This window comes from Geodermatophilus sp. CPCC 205761 (assembly GCF_051383655.1).
GTDB lineage: Bacteria > Actinomycetota > Actinomycetes > Mycobacteriales > Geodermatophilaceae > Geodermatophilus.
The window spans coordinates 1-14,388 of record NZ_JALPKQ010000078.1 but is presented as its reverse complement, the minus strand read 5'-3'; the positions used below and the strand labels follow the sequence as shown (position 1 = coordinate 14,388).

Annotated in this window: 13 protein-coding genes; 3 read left to right on the top strand and 10 right to left on the bottom strand. The window is 74.0% G+C overall.

Going from position 1 to position 14,388, the window contains the following annotated elements; translation table 11 throughout:
• Positions 1 to 117: 117 nt before the first annotated feature.
• From MY526_RS26060 to boxC, 3 genes are all read right to left on the bottom strand, one after another.
• Positions 118 to 1,797, bottom strand: coding sequence for a benzoate-CoA ligase family protein (locus tag MY526_RS26060; protein ID WP_436695769.1), 1,680 nt, complete (start codon positions 1,795 to 1,797; stop codon positions 118 to 120).
• A gap of 72 nt (positions 1,798 to 1,869) precedes the next feature.
• Complete coding sequence (gene boxB, locus MY526_RS26055) at positions 1,870 to 3,351, bottom strand: benzoyl-CoA 2,3-epoxidase subunit BoxB (RefSeq protein WP_436695770.1); 1,482 nt, start codon at positions 3,349 to 3,351, stop codon at positions 1,870 to 1,872.
• 4 nt (positions 3,352 to 3,355) lie between these two features.
• Entirely contained in the window at positions 3,356 to 5,086 is a 1,731-nt protein-coding gene (gene boxC, locus MY526_RS26050; RefSeq protein ID WP_436705395.1) for a 2,3-epoxybenzoyl-CoA dihydrolase, read from the bottom strand.
• A 161-nt stretch (positions 5,087 to 5,247) separates the two neighbouring features.
• Here boxC and MY526_RS26045 point away from each other — a divergent pair, with 161 nt between their 5' ends.
• Entirely contained in the window at positions 5,248 to 5,898 is a 651-nt protein-coding gene (locus tag MY526_RS26045; protein WP_436705394.1) for a GNAT family N-acetyltransferase, read from the top strand.
• A gap of 48 nt (positions 5,899 to 5,946) precedes the next feature.
• Here the strand turns inward: MY526_RS26045 and MY526_RS26040 are convergent, their stop codons facing one another.
• Genes MY526_RS26040 through MY526_RS26020 form a run of 5 tightly spaced genes read right to left on the bottom strand, consistent with a single transcriptional unit; the run spans position 5,947 to position 10,608 of the window.
• A complete protein-coding gene (locus MY526_RS26040) occupies positions 5,947 to 6,648 on the bottom strand; it encodes an ABC transporter ATP-binding protein (RefSeq protein WP_436695773.1) in 702 nt (233 codons plus the stop codon).
• Positions 6,649 to 7,440, bottom strand: a complete 792-nt coding sequence (locus MY526_RS26035; RefSeq protein ID WP_436695774.1) for an ABC transporter ATP-binding protein — start codon at positions 7,438 to 7,440, stop codon at positions 6,649 to 6,651.
• Complete coding sequence (locus MY526_RS26030) at positions 7,437 to 8,474, bottom strand: branched-chain amino acid ABC transporter permease (protein ID WP_436705393.1); 1,038 nt, start codon at positions 8,472 to 8,474, stop codon at positions 7,437 to 7,439. Before MY526_RS26030 ends, MY526_RS26035 begins: the two co-directional genes overlap by 4 nt.
• On the bottom strand, positions 8,474 to 9,355 hold the full coding sequence (locus MY526_RS26025; RefSeq protein WP_436695776.1) for a branched-chain amino acid ABC transporter permease: 882 nt from the start codon (positions 9,353 to 9,355) through the stop codon (positions 8,474 to 8,476). The genes MY526_RS26030 and MY526_RS26025 overlap by 1 nt, the downstream gene beginning before the upstream one ends.
• A 32-nt stretch (positions 9,356 to 9,387) precedes the next feature.
• Positions 9,388 to 10,608, bottom strand: a complete 1,221-nt coding sequence (locus MY526_RS26020; protein ID WP_436695777.1) for an ABC transporter substrate-binding protein — start codon at positions 10,606 to 10,608, stop codon at positions 9,388 to 9,390.
• A 178-nt stretch (positions 10,609 to 10,786) separates the two neighbouring features.
• On the opposite strand from MY526_RS26020, the gene MY526_RS26015 reads away from it, so the two are divergent.
• Positions 10,787 to 11,641: a PaaX family transcriptional regulator gene (locus MY526_RS26015; RefSeq protein ID WP_436695778.1), complete on the top strand. Its 855-nt coding sequence runs from the start codon at positions 10,787 to 10,789 to the stop codon at positions 11,639 to 11,641.
• Positions 11,642 to 11,647: 6 nt separating this feature from the next.
• Here MY526_RS26015 and MY526_RS26010 read toward each other — a convergent pair whose 3' ends face one another.
• Together MY526_RS26010 and MY526_RS26005 are read right to left on the bottom strand one after the other, a co-directional pair.
• The gene (locus tag MY526_RS26010; RefSeq protein WP_436695779.1) at positions 11,648 to 12,199 is read right to left on the bottom strand and encodes a DUF6158 family protein; all 552 of its coding nucleotides are present in this window, start codon (positions 12,197 to 12,199) and stop codon (positions 11,648 to 11,650) included.
• On the bottom strand, positions 12,196 to 12,966 hold the full coding sequence (locus MY526_RS26005) for an alpha/beta fold hydrolase (RefSeq protein ID WP_436695780.1): 771 nt from the start codon (positions 12,964 to 12,966) through the stop codon (positions 12,196 to 12,198). Before MY526_RS26005 ends, MY526_RS26010 begins: the two co-directional genes overlap by 4 nt.
• Before the next feature lie 126 nt (positions 12,967 to 13,092).
• On the opposite strand from MY526_RS26005, the gene MY526_RS26000 reads away from it, so the two are divergent.
• The coding region (locus MY526_RS26000; RefSeq protein WP_436705392.1) for an FAD-dependent monooxygenase at positions 13,093 to 14,388 on the top strand (1,296 nt) is incomplete at its 3' end.

The window sequence follows — 14,388 nt, the reverse complement described above, 5'->3', positions numbered from 1 at the left end:
CGGCGTAGTACGCGGCGTACAGGCCCGCCGGGCCGGCCCCGACGACGAGCAGGTCGACCTCGACGCGGCGGCCGTCGCCGGCCGCGGTCCCCGGCGGCGAGGTGTCGGTCGCGGTCGTCACGGGGTTCCTCCAGGGGTGGCGAGGTTGTCGGAGCGGGCCGCGCCGCTGAGCCGGTCGAGGGCCAGCTCGCGGACGCGGAAGCGCTGCAGCTTGCCGGTCGCGGTGGTCGGCAGCTCGTCGAACACCAGCACGTGGCGGGGGCGCTTGAACGCGGCGAGCCCCTCGCGGCAGAAGGTCACGAGGTCCTCCTCCGCCGTCGTCTCGCCGGGCATCAGGACCACGCAGGCGACCGGCTTGTCCAGCCCGTCGGCGTCGGGCAGCGACACCACGACCACCTGGCTGACCGCCGGGTGCTGGCGCAGCCGCTCCTCGACCTCGGTGGGGGAGACCCAGATCCCGCCGGCCTTGATGATGTCGTCGGTGCGGCCCAGCGAGGAGTAGTAGCCGTCCGCGCTGCGCACGTAGGTGTCGCCGGTGCGCACCCACGGCCCCTGGAAGACCCGCCGGGTGACCTCCGTCCGCTGCCAGTAGCCGGTCGCCGCCGAGGTGCCGCGGACGTAGAGGTGGCCGGGTGTGCCGTCGGGCACCGGGGCGCCCTCGTCGTCGACGATCTTGGCCTCGTAGCCGGCGACGACCTCGCCGGTCGAGCCGGCGCGGGTCCGCCCGGGCCGGCCGCTGATGAAGATGTGCAGCATCTCGGTCGAGCCGATGCCGTCGAGCATCTCGACGCCGAACGTGCCGGTGAACCGCTCGAACAGCGCCGCGGGGAACGCCTCGCCGGCCGAGACGCACGCCCGGACGCTGCTGAACGCGTCGGCGGGCAGGCCCGCGGCCAGCAGGGCGGCGTAGTACGTCGGGCCGCCGAAGAACAGGGTCGGCCGGTGCTCCTGCAGCACCCGCAGCGTGCTCGCCGGGCTGGGCCGGGCCCGGTCCAGGACCGTGCCGGCCCCGACGGAGAACGGGAACGTCATCGTGTTGCCCAGCCCGTAGGCGAAGAAGAACTTGGCCACCGAGAAGGTGACGTCGTCCGGGCCGATGGCCAGCACGTCCCGGGCGTAGGTCTCGGCGGTGTCCCGCAGCGACCCGTGCCGGTGCATCGCGCCCTTCGGCGTGCCGGTCGTGCCGGAGGTGTAGAGCCAGAAGGCCGGCGAGTCGGCGATCGTCGGGTACGGCGTGGCCGCCCGGTCGAGGTCGTCGGCGCCCGCGGCGACGAAGGACTCCCACGAGCGCACCCGGGCGCCCTCGACCTCCGGCAGCTCCGGGGCGTCGAACACGACGACGTCGGCGAGGTCGCGCAGGCCGCCGAGGGCCGGTGCCAGCGCGGTGAACTCCGAGCTGAGCGCGACCAGCCGGGCGCGGCTGTCCTGGGCGAGCACGGCGATGTCCTTGGGCTTGAGCATCGTGCTCACCGGCACCGGGACGGCACCGATGCGCAGGCCGGCCAGGAAGGCGGTGAGCAGCTCCGGGGTGTCGCCCATGCAGAGCAGCAGCCGCTCCTCGGGGCGCACACCGGAGGCGAGCAGGGCGGCGGCGAAGCGGGTGACCGCGTCGTCGAGCTCGCCGTAGGTGAGGGTGCGCACGCCGCCGTCGAGGTCGATCGCGGTGATCGCCCGCCGCCCCGGGTCGGTGCGGGCGTGCCGGGTGACCAGCCACTCGGCGGCGTTGAACGGCTCTGGGCCGGCCGGCGCCGCGGACGGGAGCGGGAGGTCGGGTGGGGCGGTGTCGAGGGTGGCCACGCTGCTCAGCCCTTCTGCGAGGGAGCGGGGTCGCCGGGGAACGGGAACCGTTCCCCGGCGACCCCGGCGAGATCAGAAGCGGACGTAGTCGTACTCGACCGGCAGCGAGTTGATGCCGACCGACGGGGGCGCGATCCATCCGGCGAACTCACCGGGCTCGTAGTGCGGCACCATCAGCTCGGCGACGCGGGCGCGGTCCTCGGCCGTCGGCAGGTGGTCGCCCACCGCCTTCTCCCAGGTGGCCTCGTCGACGATCTCGCCGGTGGGTGTGATGTGGTGCCCGGCGAACGCGCCGACCTTGCGGTTGAAGCCCTGGTGCGGGAGGTACAGGCGCTCCTCGAGGCCGGCCTCCTCCAGCTCCTGGTTCCACCGCTTGACGCCGTTCTCGCAGTCGGCGGCGTACTCGTTGCGCAGGTCGAGGTTGAGCGCGGTGAGCATCGGCACGGTGCGGGTGGCCAGCTTCCCGCCCTCGACCACCGGGACCTCCATGGTGAGGTCGTGCAGCAGGTGGTCGTCCTTGCGGCGGGTCTCCATCCACCGGCCCTTGAGCCCGGAGGTGTAGTACGCGGCCACGTTGGACGAGGTCTCCGAGCCGAAGAGGTCCATGGAGACGGAGAACTGGAAGTTCAGGTACTTCTGGATCACCGAGAGCGGGATGCCGCCGTACTGCCAGATGTCGTCGGTGCCGTGCTCCTTCATCAGCTGCGCGGTCCGCTGGACGGTGCGCTGCACGCCCGTCGTCCCGACGAACATGTGGTGCGCCTCCTCCTTGAGCATGAACTCGCAGGTGCGCGCCAGCGGGTCGAAGCCGCTCTCCTTCAGCGTCCCGAGCTGGTACTTGCCGTCCCGGTCGGTGAAGTAGGTGAACATGAAGAACGACAGCCAGTCGGTCGTCTCCTCGTTGAAGGCGCCGAGGATGCGCGGGGAGTCGAAGTCGCCGGAGTTGCGCTTGAGCAGCTGCTCGGCCTCCTCGCGCCCGTCCTTCCCGAAGTAGGCGTGCAGCAGGTAGACCATCGCCCACAGGTGCCGGCCCTCCTCCACGTTGACCTGGAAGAGGTTGCGCATGTCGTACAGCGAGGGCGCGGTCATGCCCAGGTGCCGCTGTTGCTCGACCGAGGCGGGCTCGGTGTCGCCCTGGATGACGATGAGCCGGCGCAGGTCCGACCGGTGCTCGCCGGGCACCTCCTGCCAGGCCGGCTCGCCCTTCTTGTCGCCGAAGTTCACCTTCCGGTCCGGGTCGCGCTCGGCCAGGAAGATGCCCCAGCGGTACTCCTCCATCGGCACCCGGTCGAAGTGCGCCCAGCCGTCCCGGCCGACGGCGATGGCGGTGCGCAGGTAGACGTCGTGGGTCGGGATGGACGGGCCGAGGTTCTTCCACCAGTCGATGAACTTGGGCTGCCAGCCCTCCAGGGCGCGCTGCAGCTTGCGGTCGCCGGCCAGGTTGACGTTGTTGGGGATCTTCTCGCTGTAGTCGATCGTCGACGTCGGGCCGGTCGGCGTGGGGGCCTCGCCGGTGACGGTGCCGTTCGTGGGGCTGCTCTCCGTGGTGGTCATGCGCTCAGACCCGCTTCCTGTCGTAGTCCGCCCGCTTGCCGGTGCCGTACCGGCGCAGCGCTCCTTCGGGGCCAGCGGCGTTGGGCCGCTGGAAGATCCAGTTCTGCCAGGCGGTGAGCCGGCCGAAGACCTTCGTCTCGGGGGTCTCGCGACCGGCGAAGCGGAGGTTGGCCTCCATGCCGGTCAGCGCGTCGGGGGAGAAGCTGGCCCGCTCCTCGACGACCAGGCGGACCTCGTCCTCCCAGTCGATGTCGTCGGGCGTGCTGGTGACCAGGCCCAGCTCGAGGGCGTCGGCGGCGGCGAGGTCCCGGCCGACGGCGGCCTCCGCGGCGGCCAGCTCGTCGGCGCTGCCCAGGAACCGGACCTGCAGCCGGGACAGGCCGTTGCCCATGGGCAGCAGGCCGGTGTTGAACTCGTCCAGCCGGATCACCGCGGCCGGCTTCGGGTCGTCGTCGTCCTCGAACTGGCCCTCGAGCATGAACTGCCGGTCGGCCGCGAAGGCGATCTCGGCCAACGCGCCGACGAAGCAGGAGCCGGGCTCGATGAGTGCGAACAGGCTGCGCGAGGTGGTGTCCAGCCGCTTCACCGTGCGGCGGTAGAAGCCGATCGTCTCGTTGACCAGCCAGTGCGCGCGGTTGGCCAGCAGGAACTCGTCGTAGGCCGCCACGGTCGCCGGGTCGCCCTCGGTGCGCAGCAGCCAGGTGCCGATCGCCAGCTCGTTGGTGCGCAGCCGCAGGATCGCGTCGTCCAGCTCGCGGGTGGCGGCCAGCAGCCAGGCGGCGTCGCCCTGCTGCTGCAGCTCCTCGACGCTGCCGGGCACCGCCGTCGGGCCGAGCACGGTGATCGTCGCGGTGCCGGAGCTGCGGTCCAGGACGACGCGGACGTGCTCGTAGCGGGTGGTGTCGCCGTCGGTCTCGCGGCGCAGCGGGGTGAGCTGCACGCCGCCGGCGCCGGCGCCGGGGCGGTTGGAGCCGGCGGCCAGCTCGGCGGCCCGCCGGGCGACCTCGCCGGGGAGGTCGCGGGCCTTGACGCTGGCGTCGACCAGGCGCCACTGCACGGCCTTCTCGCCGCGGATGCCCTCGGCGGTGGTGGAGAAGACGTCGGCGAGGTCGCGCCGGACGCCGCGCTTGTCGACCACGCGGGTCAGGCCGCCGGTGCCGGGGAGGACGCCGAGCAGCGGCACCTCGGGCAGCGACACGGCCGAGGAGTTGTCGTCGACCAGCACGATCTGGTCGCAGGCGAGGGCGAGCTCGTAGCCGCCACCGGCGGCGGTGCCGTTGACCGCGGCGATGAACGACAGGCCGGAGTGGGCGCTGGCGTCCTCGAACCCGTTGCGGGTCTCGTTGGTGAACTTGCAGAAGTTCACCTTCCAGCTGTGCGGCGAGGCGGCCAGCATCTTGATGTTGGCGCCGGCGCAGAACATCCGCTCCTTGCCGCTGGTGACGACGACCGCCTTCACCTCGGGGTGCTCGAAGCGGATCCGCTGGACCGCGTCGTGCAGCTCGATGTCGACGCCGAGGTCGTAGCTGTTCATCTTCAGCTCGTAGCCGGGGACGATGCCGCCGTCCTCGGCCACGTCGAGGGTCAGCGTGGCGATCTCGCCGTCCACCGACAGCGTCCAGTGCTTGTAGGCCTCCGGGGAGGTGTCGAAGGAGACCTCGGTGGTCGCGGCCGGCTCGGCGACAGGGGCGGGGCCCTCGGGCGTGGTCTCCGAGCGGTCTTCGAGGGTGGTCACGGTGCCTCCAGGGGAGTTGCCGGCGCGTGGGGACGTGGCGCTCGCCACCCATCTTGACGTGCTACACGACAATGCGCAAGCGGTGGATGATCTGTAGATGTCTTCGCCGGGCGGCGCCCGGGTGCCAGGCTGGGGACCCCGGGAGGAGACGGAGCGGCGCGATGACCACGACGGGCACGGGCACGGACCGGTGGCGCTGGGTGGCGGACCCCGACCCGCACTGGGACGCGGACCGGGAGCGGGTCTTCGCCTCGGTCCCCGAGGGCGTGTTCCCCACCGCACCCGGGCGTCCTGGCGAGCGACTGGCGGCCGACTGGTGGCGGGTCGAGGACGGCGACCGGGTGCTGGCCTACGGCTGGCTCGACGACGTCTGGGGCGACGCGGAGATCCTCCTCGCCGTGGAGGCGGGCGCCCGGGGGACCGGCGTGGGCGCGTTCACACTGACCCGGCTGGAGGAGGAGGCGGCGGAGCGCGGGCTGAACTACGTGGTCAATGTGGTGCGGGACACACACCCGGAGCGGGACGCGGTGACGGCCTGGTTCCTCGCGCACGGCTTCCGCGCCGACGACGAGGGCCGGCTGCGCAAGCGGGTCGCCGTCCGGTCCGGCAACACCGGCCAGCGCCAGGCCGGCCGGCCCGGGGCGGGGCCGCCCGCGCCGCCGGACGAGGCACGGCAGGCGCGCTACACCGCGGAGCGGGACCGGGCGGCCGCCCGCCCGCACGCCGACGACCCGCCGGCCACCGGCGGCGACCTGGGGCCGGGGCGGGAGGAGAGCGGGGGCTACGTCGACCCCGAGCACCACCGCTACTGACCGCCGCTCCGGGAGGGCAGAAATGTCCATTTCTGCCTCCCGGACGACTCAGGCGACGCCGAGGAGGGCGTGGGCCACCGAGCTGTCGCGGCGGAACTCGAGGGTGGGGGAGCGGTGCACGACCCGCCCCTTGTCCATCACCGCGATCTCGTCGGCGACGGCGAAGGCGAGGTGCAGGTCCTGCTCCACCACGACCAGCGTCGTCCCCTCGGCCTTCATCCCGGCGATCGCCTCGCCGATGAGGTCGACGACGGCCGGGGCCAGCCCGTCGGAGGGCTCGTCCATGAGCACCAGCCGGGGGTTGGTGAGCAGCGCGCGGGCGATCGCCAGCATCTGCTGCTCGCCGCCGGAGAGCTGGCCGGCCGCGTGCCGCCGGCGCTCGCCGAGGCGGGGGAGCAGCTCCAGCACCCGGGGGACGTCCCACGGCCCGCGCCCCCGGCCGCGCCGCGCGGCGAGGTCCAGGTGCTCGGTCACGGTGAGCGGCGCCCACACCCGCCGGCCCTGCGGCACGATCGCCACGCCGGCCCGGGCGACGACGTCCGGACGGCGGCCGGTCAGGTCTGCCCCGCCCAGGTGCACCGTCCCGCCCGACGGCGTCACCAGGCCCATGAGCGTGTGCACGAGGGTGGTCTTGCCGACGCCGTTGCGGCCGAGCAGCCCGAGCACCCGGCCGTCGGCGACGTCGAGGTCGACGCCCTGCAGGACGGTGCTGCGCTTGTAGCCGGACCGCAGCCCGCGCACCTCGAGCACTCAGCTCACCTCCAGCCGGGCCGGGCCCGTTCCGTCGAGGAACAGCGCCTCCCGGCCGGTGCCGAGGTAGGCCTCCTGCACCGCGGCGCTGCCGCGCACCTCGTCCGGGCTGCCGGTGAGCAGCACCCGGCCCAGGTGGAGCACCGTCACCGAGGTGGCCAGGGCGAAGACGACGTCCAGGTCGTGCTCGACGATCACCAGCGTCACCGACTCCGGCAGCTGCTTGAGCAGGCCGACCAGGCGCGCGCTCTCCGCCGGCGACATCCCGGCCGCCGGCTCGTCGAGCAGCAGCAGGGTCGGCTCGCAGGCGAGCGCCACCGCGACCTCCAGCTGCCGCCGCTCGCCGTGGGAGAGCGCGGCGACCGGGGTGGTGGCGCGCTCGGCGAGCCCGACGTCGGCGAGCAGCCCCCGGGCCCGCTCGCGGGCCGCGGCCTGCCGGCGGGGGACCAGCGAGTGCCGGCTGCGGTGCTGCCGCTGCGCGGCCAGCAGCACGTTCTGCTCCACGGTCTGGCTGAGGAACAGGCTGGAGTGCTGCAGGGTCTGGCTGATCCCGCGCCGGGCGCGCTGCGGCTCGGACAGCCGCGTGATGTCGTCCCCGGCCAGCGCGACCGTGCCGGCGGAGACCGGCATCGACCCGGTGACCAGCTTGAACAGCGTGCTCTTGCCGGCGCCGTTGGGGCCGATGAGGGCGTGCCGCGCGCCGGCCGGCACCTCGAGCGTGACGTCGTCCACCGCCTTGAGCGCGCCGAACGAGCGACTCACGCCGGACAGGGACAGCAGGGGTGCGCTCATGACGAACCCTCCCGGGGGCGCCGCCGGCCGGGTGCACCGCGGCGGAGGCCCGCCAGGCCGGCCACGCCCCGGGGCAGCAGGTAGACCGCGACGACGAAGACCAGGCCCAGCAGCAGCGGACCGTGCCCGTCGAGGGTCGGCCCGAAGGTGTCCCGGACGAGGACGACGACCGCCGCGCCGAGCGCCGGCCCCCAGAGCGAGCCCGCGCCGCCGAGGACGACGGCCAGCAGCAGGAGCGCGCTGGTCGTGAAGCCGGTGTCGCTGGGGTTGACGATCCGGACCAGCCCGGCGAACAGGCCCCCGGCCAGCCCGGCGAAACCGCCGGCGATGGCGAAGGCCAGGTACTTGTAGCGGAACGGCGAGTACCCCAGCGAGCGCATCCGCGCCTCGTTGTCCCGGATGCCCCGCAGCACGCTGCCGAACGGCGAGGCGGCCACCAGCCACAGGCACAGGGCGCCCAGGACGACGACCGCGAGGACGAACCAGTACACGTACCCGGCCAGCGTGAGCGGCGTGCCGGCGATCCGCACCGAGGGGATCCCGAACAGGCCGTTGGAGCCGCCGGTCACCGACGACAGCGACTGGGCCAGCTGGTGCACCAGCTCGCCGATCGCCAGGGTGAGCATGAGGAAGAAGACCCCGCCGCTGCGCACCGCCAGCCAGCCGGTCGCGGCGGCCGCCACCGCGCCGGCGACCGCGGCCGCCAGCACGGTGACCACGCCCTCGGCGGTCCAGTGGATCGCCACGAGGCCCGCGGTGTAGGCGCCGATGCCGAACCAGGCGGCGTGCCCGAGGGAGGGCAGCCCGGTGAGGCCGACCAGCAGGTCCAGGCTCATGGCGAACAGTGCGAAGACGAGCATCCGCGAGACGGTGTTCGTGCCGAAGGGGTCGACGAACAGCGGCACCGCGGCGAGCACCGCCACCAGGGCCAGGCCGAGGACGACGGCCAGTGGCCGGTTGCGGCGCCGCGGCGGGGCCTCCGCGGTCATGGCGCCGTCGGCGGTGCTGACGACGGGCGGGCTCTCCACGCTCATCAGTGGGCCACCTTCCCGGCGAAGAGTCCACGGGGCCGGACGATCAGCACCAGCGCGAGCGTGCCGAACAGGATGAACGAGGCGAGGTCGGGCAGCAGCGCGCGGCCCAGCGACTCGACCTGGCCGATGACCAGCGCGCCGATGAGCGCCCCGCGGATGGAGCCCAGGCCGCCGATCACGATGACCACCAGAGCCAGCAGGAGGATCGTCTCGTCCAGCCCGGGGCGGGCGCCGTAGACCGGGGCCGCCAGCACGCCGGCGACGGTGGCGAGCATCGAGCCGATGCCCAGGACTGCGACCTTCACCTTGCGGTTGTCGATGCCCATCGCCGAGACCATCTCCCGGTCGGCGACGCTGGCCCGCACCAGGGCGCCGACCGATGTCCGCTCCACGACCAGCCAGACGACCAGCGCCAGCAGCAGGCCGATCCCGATGAGGAGCAGCCGGTAGGTCGGGTAGGCGTCGCCGGCGACGTCCACGCTCCCGTCCAGGCCCGGGGGCGGCGAGACCGAGCGGACGTCGTTGCCGTACACGATCGAGAGCACCTCGGCGACGATCAGTGAGATGCCGAGGGTGAGCAGGGCCTGGTCGAGGATCGGCCGCCGGGCCAGCGGCTCGGTCATCCCCGACAGGACCCCGCCGGCGAGCAGCCCGACGAGCGCGGCGACGGCGAGGGCGGTGAGGAACCCGCCCCAGGACTCCCCGGCGACGAAGGTGACCGCCAGGTAGGAGCCGACGAGGAAGAACGCGCCGTGGGCGAGGTTCAGCACGTCCATCATCCCGAAGACGATGGACAGCCCGACGGCGAGGACGAACAGCAGCGCGCCGATGGCGAAGCCGTTGAGGATGCTGACGAGGTTCGCGTCGAACCAGCCGAGCATGGATCGGCTCCTCTCCTCCTGTTCCCGAGGGGTCAGGGCTGGGGGAAGACGCCGAGCTCCTCGACGACGGAGTTGACCAGCGTGCCGCCCTCGTCGACGACCTCGCGCAGGTAGACGGCCTGCTCCGGCGTCTGGTTCGTGAAGGTCCACGGGCCGCGCGGGCTGTCGTCGATCTCGCCGAGCCCGCCGAGCGCCTCGCTCAGCGGCTCGCCGCCGGTGTCGCCGGCCGCCTCCAGCGCCCGGGCCAGGACGTTGGCCGCGTCGTAGGCCTGCACCGCGTACGTCGTCGGCAGCTCGTCGTAGGCCGCCTGGTAGGCCTCCACGAACTCGGTGTTGGCCTCGTTGTCGATCTCGGTCGAGTAGTGCAGCGTCGTCCGGACGCCGACCGCCGCGGGGCCCTGCGCGTCGAGCACGCTGCCCTCGGTGAGGAAGCCGGAGCCGTACAGCGGGATGGTGTCCTTGAGGCCGAAGTCCGCGTACTGCTGGACGAAGCTGACCGCCTCGCCGCCGGCGTAGAACACGAACGTGGCCGCGGCGCCGGAGGACTGGATGCCGGACAGGAACGGCTGGAAGTCCTGCGTGGTGCCGAACGGCGTCAGCGCCTGGCCGGCGATCGTGCCGCCGCCGGCGGTGTAGGCGGCGGTGAAGCCCGCGACGACCTCCTGGCCGGCCGCGTAGTCCGGGGCCATCACGTAGACCGGGCCGATGCCCTCCGCGGCCAGGTGCTCGCCCATGGCGGCGGCGATCTGGGCGTTGGTGAACGACGAGCGCCAGACGTAGGGGCTGGCGGCGTCCTTGGTGATCGCCTCCGCGCCGGCGTTGGCGACGATGAGCGGGATCTGCGCCTCGGTCACCTGCTCGGCGACGCCGAGCGCGGTGGCGGAGTTGACGATGCCGACCAGCGCGTCGACGTCGCCCTCGGTGAGCAGCCGCTGCACGGCGGGGACGCCGGTGTCGGGGCCCTCGCCCTCGTCGGCGGTCACCGTCTCGACGGTGAAGCCGCCCATCTCGCCGCCGTTCTGCTCCAGCCACAGGTCCCAGCCCTGCTGCATGTCCTCGCCCAGCGGGGTGTAGACGCCGGCCTGCGGGATGACCAGCCCGACGCGGACCGGGCCGCCCCCCTCCCCGCCGCCTCCGCCGTCCCCGCCCTCGTCCCCGCCGAGGCTGCCGCCGCCGCACGCGGTCATGGCCAGGGTGAGGACGCCGGCGCCGAGGCCGCCGAGCAGTCGCCGTCCGGTCAGGTGATGCAGCACGGGCACACTCCGGGGGTCGCGACGTGCTACACCCGCACGCCTGATGACACGGAACCTTGTAGTGTCCGGTCTGACTGTGTCAAGGGTCACAGTCCGGTTCCGGCCGAGATGGTGTCGTTCCGTGACCTGGGCGTCGTCCCGGGCGTGGAGCGTGGACCGGTCGACACGGGGTGTCACGATGAGGAGCGTGGAGGTCGTCGAGGGACCGTTCGTCACCCGCCGGCAGGAGCTGGGGGCCGCCAGCGCGCGCAGCCTGCTGCTCACCGTGCTCGGCGAGTTCGTGCTGCCCAGCGCCCGCCCGGTCTGGACGGCGAGCCTCATCGACCTGCTCGCCGACCTCGACGTCGCCGAGAAGGCCGCGCGGCAGGCGATCATGCGCACCGCCGACAGCGGGTGGATCGAGGCCAGCCGGATCGGCCGGGAGACCCGCTGGTCGCTGACCGCGGCGGGCACCCGGCTGCTGCGGGAGGGCACCGACCGCATCTACGGCTTCGCCGCCGACGACCGCCGGTGGGACGGCCGCTGGCTGGTGTTGTCGGTCGGCGTCCCGGAGAACAACCGTGCCCTGCGGCAGCGGCTGCGCACCCAGCTGGGCTGGGCCGGCCTCGGGTCGCTGGACGCCGGGACGTGGGTCACCCCGCGCGTCGACCGCGAGCAGGAGGCCCGTCGGGTGCTCGACGAGCTGGGCCTGGCGGCCGGCAGCTGGTCGTTCGTCGCGACCTCCGGGGTGATCGGGGACGAGCGTTCCCTGGCCCGCACCGCCTGGGACCTCGACGCCATCGAGCGCGGCTACGAGGACTTCCTCGAGCTGGTCAGCCGGCGCCGCCCCCGCACCGACCGCCAGGCGCTGGTCGCGCAGGTCCGGCTCGTGCAGGAGTGGCGGCGCTTCCCGCTGCTCGACCCCGGGCTTCCCCGCGAGCTGCTCCCGCCGCGCTGGAGCGGCGCGCGGGCGGCGGAGGTCTTCCGCGAGCGGCACGCCTCGTGGGCGCCGCGGGCGCAGCAGGCCTGGGCCGAGCTCAGCCGCGACCGCTGACCCGTCTCAGGCCGGCACCGGGTGCCGCTCGAGCCAGGCCCGCCCGGCGTCGGTGAGCACCCGCATGTCCCGCTCGGCCAGCAGCAGCGGGGGGTCCTGGCGGTACAGCCCGGCCACCAGGTGGCTGTCGGGCGCCAGCTGGCGGGCGATCTGGTGCGCCTCCAGCTTGTGCATCCGGCCGCCGGGCGCGTCGGCGAACCGGCGCAGCAGCGCTGCCTGGGCCTGCTCCGGGTCGGTGCGCTCCCGTGGAGGCGCGGCGGCGGCCGGCTCCTCGTCCAGCAGGGCGGTGATCGCCCGGGAGAAGGTCTGCACGAGGTCGCGGATGCGGTCGTCGCGGGAGGGCGCCACCGCCTCGCCGCCGGAGCCCTGCCACGTGCGCTGCGGGTGCCGGCGCAGGTACTCCTGCTCCAGTTCGAGCATGCGCTCGGTGTGCGTACGGAACTGCTCGGCGGTGCCGTGCAGGAAGACCCAGTGCCGCATCGCATGGGCGTGCACGCCCTGGCGCTCCAGCTCCTCGTCGGACAGCTCGCGCGCCGGGATGCCCTGTCGGTCGGTCATCGCCGCTCCCCTCGGTCGGTCGCTCGGTCATTGTGACTGGCCGTGGCCAGCCGCAGGATGCCGCCGGCCAGCTCGGCCGGGCGGGTGAACATCGACTCGTGGCTGCCGGGCACCTCGGTGACCGCCGCGCCGCAGCGCTCGGGGAAGCGCGGCGTCCACGCGTGCTCGCCGGGCGGCAGGGCGATGTCGTCGACGGACAGCAGGTAGTCGATCGGGACGCCGAGGTCCCGGTACGCGTTGCCGCCGACCGCCGGGTCGGTGAACGTCAGGAAGGGCTGCGGGCGCAGCACCGCGTGCACCACTGCTGCGGTCTCCGGGTCGGCGTCCTGCATGAAGCCAGCCTGGAAGACATCGAGGGGGAGGGTGAGCGTGTTGTCGCCCGACGCCGCGGCCAGCTGCCGGAACAGCTCCGCGAACTGGGGCGGCAGCTCGTCGATCAGACCCCGCCCCTCCTCGGGGACGAAGGCGCTCCAGAACACGATCCGCTTGAGCCGGCCGGCCAGCCGCGGGGCGGCGCCGGCGACGACGTAGCCGCCCCAGCTGTGGCCGACCAGGGTCACCTCGTCCAGCCCCGACCGCTCGACCGCCGCCACGAGGGCGTCGACGCAGTCGGTGAGCGTGACGCCGCCGGGGTCGTCGTCGATGCCCAGGCCGGGGCTGGTGGGCGCGGTGACCCGGTGTCCCTCGGCGCGCAGCCGGGCGGCGACCGGCTGCCACGACCATCCGCCGTGCCACGCGCCGTGCTGGAGCACGAAGTTCTCCGCCATGGGCCCGTTCCTCCTCGTCGAGGCGGGGTGCGGGCTTCCGGGGATCCGGGCCCGGGCCAATCTGTGCCACCCTGGCCGCGCCCGTCAAGGACGTGGCCACCGGTGCGGTGGCCGGGGAGGGTGCAGATGCGCATCGCGGTGGTGGGCGGCGGTCCGGGCGGCCTGTTCCTCGCCGCCCTGCTGCGCGGCGCCGACCCCTCCCGGGAGGTCACCGTCCTCGAGCGCAACCGCGCCGAGGACACCTTCGGCTTCGGGGTGGTCTTCTCCGACGCCACCCTGGCCGGCATCCACGAGGCCGACCCCGTGCTGCGGACCGCGCTGACCGAGCACGGCGTGCACTGGGACCCGATCGAGGTCCGCGTGCACGGCGAGCGGCTGCGCTGCGGCGGCAACGGCATGGCCGCGGTGGAGCGGCGCACGCTGCTGCGGCTGCTCCAGCAGGGGGCGGTCCGGGCCGGCGTCGACGTCCGGTTCTCCACCGAGGCGGACCCCGCCGAGGTGCTGGCCGCCGGCTACGACCTCGTGGTCGCCGCGGACGGCGCCAACTCGCGGGTGCGCGCCCGGTTCGCCGACCTGGTGGGCGCCTCGGTGGAGACGGCGACGGCGAAGTTCGTCTGGCTGGGGACGACGTACCCCTTCGAGGGGCTCACCTTCGTGCACGAGCGCGGCCCGCACGGGGTGTTCGCCGTCCACGGGTACCCGATCGGCACCGGGGTCTCCACGTTCATCGTGGAGACCGACGAGGCGTCGTGGCGGGCCGCGGGCCTGGACGCGTTCGACGTCACCCAGCCGCCCGGGCCCAGCGACGAGCGCACCCGCGCCTACCTGGAGGAGCTCTTCGCCGGGCAGCTGGACGGGGCGCAGCTGCTGGTCAACAACTCGCGGTGGGCCAACTTCCGCACGCTGCGCACCCGCCGGTGGACCGCCCGGGCCGGCCACACGGCCGTCGCCCTGCTCGGCGACGCCGCGCACACCGCGCACTTCTCGGTCGGGTCCGGCACGAAGATGGCCATGGAGGACGCCGTGGCGCTGGCCGCCGCGCTCGACGAGCACGGGGACGACGTCGACGCGGCGCTGGCGGCCTACGAGGCGGCCCGCCAGCCGCAGGTGGCCAGGATCCAGGACGCCGCCCGGCCCAGCCTCTCCTGGTGGGAGCACTTCGGCCGCTCCCACGACGCCCTGCCGGCGTGGCAGTTCGCCTACCACTTCTTCACCCGCAGCCTGACCGACGCCCGGCTGCGCCGCCGCGACGACGCCTTCGTGGCGCAGGTGCACGAGCGGTGGCGGGCCGAGCACGGTGCCGAGCCCCTGGCCAGCCCGCTCGACGTGGCCGGCCGGCGGCTGCCCGGGCGGGTGGTCGCGGTGGCCGACGGCGCGGTGCGGCTCCCCGGCGCGGCCCTCCCGCTGGCGCCCGGGCCGGCC

What these genes read in the sequence shown, in the direction of transcription:
- boxB (WP_436695770.1), bottom strand. Translation starts at nt 3,351, where the DNA reads ATGACCACCACGGAGAGCAGCCCCACGAACGGCACCGTCACCGGCGAG.
- MY526_RS26045 (WP_436705394.1), top strand. Translation starts at nt 5,248, where the DNA reads ATGACCACGACGGGCACGGGCACGGACCGGTGGCGCTGGGTGGCGGAC.
- MY526_RS26035 (WP_436695774.1), bottom strand. Translation starts at nt 7,440, where the DNA reads ATGAGCGCACCCCTGCTGTCCCTGTCCGGCGTGAGTCGCTCGTTCGGC.
- MY526_RS26030 (WP_436705393.1), bottom strand. Translation starts at nt 8,474, where the DNA reads ATGAGCGTGGAGAGCCCGCCCGTCGTCAGCACCGCCGACGGCGCCATG.
- MY526_RS26025 (WP_436695776.1), bottom strand. Translation starts at nt 9,355, where the DNA reads ATGCTCGGCTGGTTCGACGCGAACCTCGTCAGCATCCTCAACGGCTTC.
- MY526_RS26015 (WP_436695778.1), top strand. Translation starts at nt 10,787, where the DNA reads ATGAGGAGCGTGGAGGTCGTCGAGGGACCGTTCGTCACCCGCCGGCAG.
- MY526_RS26010 (WP_436695779.1), bottom strand. Translation starts at nt 12,199, where the DNA reads ATGACCGACCGACAGGGCATCCCGGCGCGCGAGCTGTCCGACGAGGAG.
- MY526_RS26005 (WP_436695780.1), bottom strand. Translation starts at nt 12,966, where the DNA reads ATGGCGGAGAACTTCGTGCTCCAGCACGGCGCGTGGCACGGCGGATGG.